The following is a 3,511-nucleotide window of genomic DNA, read 5'->3' as shown; positions in this document are numbered from 1 at the left end:
AAATAAGAGATAGTGTCTGACGGGTATCGCTTTTTCAAGCGTCCCTACGCTTATAGTATATGCCATTCTTGAGTTATTTCAAGGGCATATCGTTATTTTCCTGTTTTTCAATCTTTCAGTATCGATTCAATGGGGAACAGGAGAAAAGAAACAGGATTCTGTTTAACCTTTCAATCTTGAGTTCATTCTGAATTCAGACGACTTTTAATCAAATCATTTTTCAGTTCTGATCAGCGGGCATACCCCCACTGAGGATACTTAATTTTTCGAGGACTTCGTATAAATTCAGGATCAGATCAGCCCCAAGAGTGTGTGCAATGCATAGGCGATCCCATCTTTATCGTTGCTTTGTGTTTGGTAAAGAATCTGACAGCGCAATTCCCGATCGGCATTTCCCATGACGACGCCGTTGGGGAATCCTGTCAACATTTCCAGATCGTTCCAGTCATCGCCGAACACCACGATTTCTTCCGGCTTCAGATTCAACTGACGGCGTAAGTGGTCAATGCTTTTGAATTTGTTTGTCTGGTTATTTGTGATTTGCAGCACCTTGCCTTGATCAGTCAGATAGACGTTTGCCTGATCCATGCAAATTGTTTGGCAGAGGTTAACCAGCGATGAAGGAAGATCCGTGACGGAATCGACAAGATTTTCAAAGTAAATCAGAATTTTTACCGTTTGATTGAAGACGTTTGGATTCAGCGGAATGCTGAGTTGGGGATCAATGCCCCATAACGGATAAGCAAAGTCGGCCAACGGACAATTGAAGGCATGGAGTTCATCCTTCAACTGCAGCGCCAGGTGCAGCCCGGGAAAGCTTTCAACGGCTTTGACACAGCCAGCGACCACCGCTGCGGGCAAAAAAGCGTATCGCGTCTGCCCATGCAGCTTTTCGCAGGCACCGTTGCAGTAGATTCCTCCGTCGAAGAAGTTCAGCTCCGCTTCCGTCCAGCCGAGCATCGTTTCCAGCAGCGGAGTCCGGGCCGTGGCAATAAATAACGAAATGCCTTTCTTCCGGCAAGCGCGCAGCGCTTCCTTCGTGGAAGGTGCCAAGGTTTTCTCGGAGGTTAACAACGTTCCGTCCAGATCAAAGAATAAGGCCCGGATTAGTGTCTTTTCATCGCTCATTGTCTTATCTGCCATCTAAGCGAAACGATATAAGCTTGGATAATCATGCAGAATGGACCAGCGGGCTTCATCGCTGCAGTTCAGCAGAATCCGCAGGCTTTCCATGCTGATCTGTCCCGCCTCAAATAAGCGCCGGGTCATCTCGTCCGCCGGTAAGCCAAGCTCTTTCTCCAGCTGCTCGATCTTCTTCAAACCATAGCAGTAACAGGTGAAATAACCGAACATTTCTTCCTGAGCCAGAACCTGGCCGCGCGCGGTTTTCGCATCAAAACCCAGTTCCCGCTGGTATAAGTCAACCACTTCGCCGATCGTGCGGTTTTCCCACCGCAGCATTAAATCCGCCTGGATTCGCACGGATGTATGATGCCGGCGGTAAGCCGTGAACAAGGGAAAATAAGGGTCTTCCGCAAAGATCGATTCATAAACATGCTCGCTGCGGTGAGCGGTGCCTTCGATCAGCGGGTCAGCCTTCGGACCCCGGCGCATTGTTTCCGGCAGCGGATCACTGTTTACCCGCAAGAACTGGATGTGATGGCCGAAATAGGCTTCATGAATCGTATTGACCTTAATCCAGCCGTCGCTGACGGCGGTGTAGTTGGTTTCATTTAAGAACATCCGGCCGTGCAGCGGACGCTCGTACGGACAGCCGTCCATATAGCCGCCCCAGGGGAAGGATTCCCGCAGTTCTTCCGGAACGCCGGTTAAATCGCACAGCTCGTCGATCGGATGCCATAGCTTCTGCTTACTGACCGCTTTGACACGAGCTAAATATTCATGGCCGCGGCGGAACATTTCCTCGGCGCTTTCGCAAGCTCCGGCTTTTTCATCCAGCAGCGCCCGGACCTGAGTCATCGTGGTCACCGGCGTTTCGCTTAACCGATTGGCAATCGCGAAGACGTTGGCGCGCGTGGCTTCGATTTCCTCCTGATACCAGGAAAGCAGATCGTCCAGCTTCACGCCCAGCTTCATCGCCAGTGTGCGCCGATAGCTTTCCGGATCGGTGTTCAGCCGTTGATCTTCGCTTTTGATTTCCTGATCTTCATGCACTCCGGCTTCGCGCAGCAGTTCAATCCAGCGGGACAGCGCCTGAACGCCTTCATTCAGGCGGAGCTTGAGTTCCGTTGCCTGGGCGTCCAGCTGAGGGATGATCTGTTCAGCCTGGCGCTGGAGTGCCTGGCTGCGGGATAAGAGGGCTGGCAAATCCATTTCATCCAATTCCGGAAACCGGCGTTCCAGGGCTTGCAGGCAAGCCGGCAGTGCAGCCCATTGATCGCTAAGAATCGCAAGGCGCAGATCGCGGCGGCGCTGATCTGAGGACCACAGTTGTTTTAAAGTGTGCTGAATTTCCCCCAGCTGAACCTGCGGATGCGTCCAGAAATCTTCCGCTTCCCAGGTCAGAAAATCAAGAACATCATGAAAGTGGTGAATGAAAAAGTGAGAAACTTCATTGTCGTCTGTCAGCCGATCGACACGGCGCCGGAGCTGGTCCAACGTCGTGGCCAGAGTCTGACGGTGTTCTTCGTCCGGAATCCAAAGCGAGCGTTGGTAAATCTGGCGGCTGTGCAGCCGGTCGCCGGCCAGCGCCAAATCGCGGTCCAGCTGTCGGATGATCATAATTTTCTGCGGTGATAGCATCATGGAATCCTCCTGTTAACTTGGCTATAACTATAATGAAATTCCGCACTGTTGACAAGTCCTTCTACGGATTAAACGCCGGACTGTCCCTCAATTTTAATAAAATGGAAGACGCAATCTAAACAAGTCAACTGAGCAGCTGGCTTGTCCTCAAGTTTATCAGCTTTTCGGAGTGTTTCACAATTAGACTTGTTTTATGGGAGTGCTGGGAAACACGGGTATGAGTAAAATAAAAAGAACTGTCGCAGAGCCGGTGACTCTGACAGTTCTTTTACTTTACGATAAATTTGCCGGTGCTGAGGAGTTCTCTTTTTCGTTCGGTCCTCTTTTATCCAGTTCTTCTTCCAGACTGTAAGTAATTTCTTCCAGGGATGCAACCAGACTCTTCAACTGTTCGATGTTCTTATTCAGCGTTAGGCAGGCCAGCTCCAGCGACGCGGAAGCATTCGGATCTGTACCCTGCGTCCCTTTGCGAATAACATTAAGGACGGAATCATCCAGGTTGTCTACGATCGAAGCGAGATCCCAAGCGATGTCGTAAATTTCTGAACTTTTATTCATACTATTCCTCCGGTTGGAATTATATCCAACAATTTCTTTTATGACAATCATTTTTTTAGTGAAATTGAGTAAAAAATTCACTAAATCGGGTGGTAACATGAAATAAGCAATCCTTATATATAAACCCTCTTTATATTACACCCTAACGATATTATTATACACAAAAAAGGCAATATTTCTCCATAAG

3 protein-coding genes are annotated in these 3,511 nt (G+C 49.2%); all 3 read right to left on the bottom strand.

Annotated elements, in window-relative coordinates; translation table 11 throughout:
- Positions 1–291 precede the first annotated feature (291 nt).
- The 3 genes from HOLDEFILI_RS17945 to HOLDEFILI_RS17935 all read right to left on the bottom strand — a co-directional run bounded on the left by HOLDEFILI_RS17945 (position 292) and on the right by HOLDEFILI_RS17935 (position 3,324).
- A complete protein-coding gene (locus HOLDEFILI_RS17945) occupies positions 292–1,128 on the bottom strand; it encodes an HAD hydrolase family protein (protein ID WP_039865575.1) in 837 nt (278 codons plus the stop codon).
- A 15-nt stretch (positions 1,129–1,143) separates the two neighbouring features.
- On the bottom strand, positions 1,144–2,766 hold the full coding sequence (locus tag HOLDEFILI_RS17940) for a DUF885 family protein (protein ID WP_006061371.1): 1,623 nt from the start codon (positions 2,764–2,766) through the stop codon (positions 1,144–1,146).
- Positions 2,767–3,039: 273 nt separating this feature from the next.
- Positions 3,040–3,324 carry a hypothetical protein gene (locus HOLDEFILI_RS17935; RefSeq protein WP_039865573.1) on the bottom strand — a complete coding sequence of 95 codons (285 nt, stop codon included), beginning with the start codon at positions 3,322–3,324 and terminating at the stop codon, positions 3,040–3,042.
- Between the last annotated feature and the right edge of the window lie 187 nt (positions 3,325–3,511).

The organism is Holdemania filiformis DSM 12042, from assembly GCF_000157995.1.
GTDB lineage: Bacteria > Bacillota_I > Bacilli_A > Erysipelotrichales > Erysipelotrichaceae > Holdemania > Holdemania filiformis.
Note: the sequence above shows the minus strand (reverse complement) of the source record. Positions and strands in the feature narration are given on the sequence as shown.